The sequence below is a fragment of the Cyclobacterium lianum genome, assembly GCF_900143075.1.
GTDB lineage: Bacteria > Bacteroidota > Bacteroidia > Cytophagales > Cyclobacteriaceae > Cyclobacterium > Cyclobacterium lianum.
In genome coordinates, this window is the sequence record NZ_FRCY01000030.1 from 1 (window position 1) to 2,108 (window position 2,108).

At 44.3% G+C, this 2,108-nt stretch carries 1 protein-coding gene and 1 pseudogene; one reads left to right on the top strand and one right to left on the bottom strand.

Going from position 1 to position 2,108, the window contains the following annotated elements:
- Window positions 1-585 precede the first annotated feature (585 nt).
- Window positions 586-1,617 (top strand): arabinan endo-1,5-alpha-L-arabinosidase, encoded by a 1,032-nt coding sequence (locus tag BUB19_RS23755; RefSeq protein ID WP_073098408.1) that lies wholly within the window; start codon window positions 586-588, stop codon window positions 1,615-1,617.
- A 60-nt stretch (window positions 1,618-1,677) separates the two neighbouring features.
- On the opposite strand, the pseudogene BUB19_RS23760 reads toward BUB19_RS23755, so the two are convergent.
- Window positions 1,678-1,902 (bottom strand): annotated as a pseudogene (locus BUB19_RS23760) (VOC family protein); the annotation flags it as partial.
- Between the last annotated feature and the right edge of the window lie 206 nt (window positions 1,903-2,108).

Genomic DNA, 2,108 nt, shown 5'->3' on the forward strand with positions numbered 1-2,108 from the left:
ACCTAATAAAAAGTCCAAAACTAGCAGTTGAAAATCAAAATTTTTCAATTTTGAAACCAAAATAAAAAACAAAAAAGCTTAACTTAATAGCATTGACCTGGTTTTTTGGAAAAAAATTAATGGTCGGAATATCAATTTCCAGTAATTTGTCACAGGATTCCGGCATTGCAAATGCCTCTTTTTTCAACAAATGGTGTGATTGCAAATTACGACAGATGGAGGCTTGTTAACTGAACGCTATCTTTTTAATTTACCCGGTAAAGGTAGGCGTCTTTGAATCAATCCCCAGGAAGACTGCGGAAAGGGTTCTTACCAATTCACGGATGAGGAATTGGTCGTGGATTTAATTTGCGATAACGATGAAACGCAAACAGTCTATTACAGGGTAACTTTTGAAAAGGATTATATGAAAATGGTCCCTACCAATCCCATGTGCATAGAAGGATGCTGGTCCGTTTTCAAAAAACTTAAAGACCCAGGATGAAAGTAAAATGATTCTAACAAGAGCAATAAAATAAACAAATGATAGCTGGCCTTGATATTTGATAATTATATTGCGCCATTAACCAATCAAACCCATGTAACATGAAATATTTTTTTGCAATAACCTTATTTCTGGCCTGTAACTTGAATGTAATGGCTCAGCAGGTTGATGCCTCTCCAGACAAAAACGGCCATTTCGAAGTAGGGGATATCACCACCGATCCCGGGGTACGGGATCCCACCATGGCCAAAGAGGGCGGTACCTACTATATTTATTTTACCGGTGGTGGTATTCAGGTATGGTCCTCAAAGGATATGAAAACATGGAAAAAAGAACCCTCCGTATTCAGTGAAGCACCGGAATGGGTGGCAGAAAGGCTGCCAAGCTTTAAAGGCCTGGGTTTTTGGGCACCGGATCTGAGCTACCATGAGGGGCAATGGTACCTGTATTATGCCACTTCTATCTTTGGAAAAAATACCTCGGTGATCGGTATGGCAACGAATAAAACGCTAAACCCCTTATCAGAAGATTACAAATGGGAGGATCGGGGCCTGGTGATGCAATCCGTAACGGGCCGCGACCACTGGAATGCCATTGACCCTAACCTGACCGTGGACGAACAAGGGACGCCCTGGCTGACCTTTGGCTCCCATTGGAACGGGCTGAAAATGGTCAAGCTTAGCAAGGACTTTAAAACCCCTGCCGAACCACAGGAGTGGCACACCATCGCCGCCCGCCCGCGGGACTTTAAATACACGGACGAAGAAGTAGGCAATGGTGCCGTTGAAGCTCCCTTTATCTTTAAAAAAGACGACTATTATTACCTGTTTGTGTCCTGGGACAGGTGCTGCGCCGGCCCCAATAGCACCTATAATATCCGGGTGGGAAGGGCTGAAAATATCACCGGCCCCTACCTGGACAAGGACGGGGTCGACCTGGCCAAAAATGGGGGAACCTTTGTGCTGGGTGGTGATACGGGACCGGACAGCACCGTCTACGCCCGGGGGCACAATGCTGCCTATACTTTTGACGGAATCGATTATTTGGTTTTTCATGCCTACACCGATGGCTATGAGCGTTTGGGTATTGAAAAGATAAGCTGGGTGGATGGTTGGCCAACGGTAAAGCAATGAAATTTATCTTCTGGTTTAGCGGTCTTACCTACCACCGTATTCGGAATACATTCAACATTACTATTCCTCCAGTACCGATAATATATTCCCTGCAGGGTCCTTAAACCAGGCAATGGCTGCAGGGCCGGAACCTCCACGATAAATGCCTTTCTCATCTGTTTCGGTGGGTTGCGGGTATTGCTCAAAGGTAACCCCCTTGCTTTTCAGTTGGTCTACGGTCTCTTCGATGTCCTCCACTTCAAAATTCAGAACCGTAAAATTGGCGGGCACATGGCCGTTGCCTTTATTGGATGGAAAACCCGCTTTGACATATGATGTAGAAACCCAGGATGAAGTTCATATAAACGGCGCAAAATCCCAGTTAGGTGTCCGGTAATGGTCTTGATCAAATTTTTGTTATTTAGGGTCTGCTTAGAAAATAAAAAAGTGACGTTTTAGCGGTTTTTAGAGGTTTTTTTCACAAATTAAGGGTGTATAAGTGCAAGTAACTA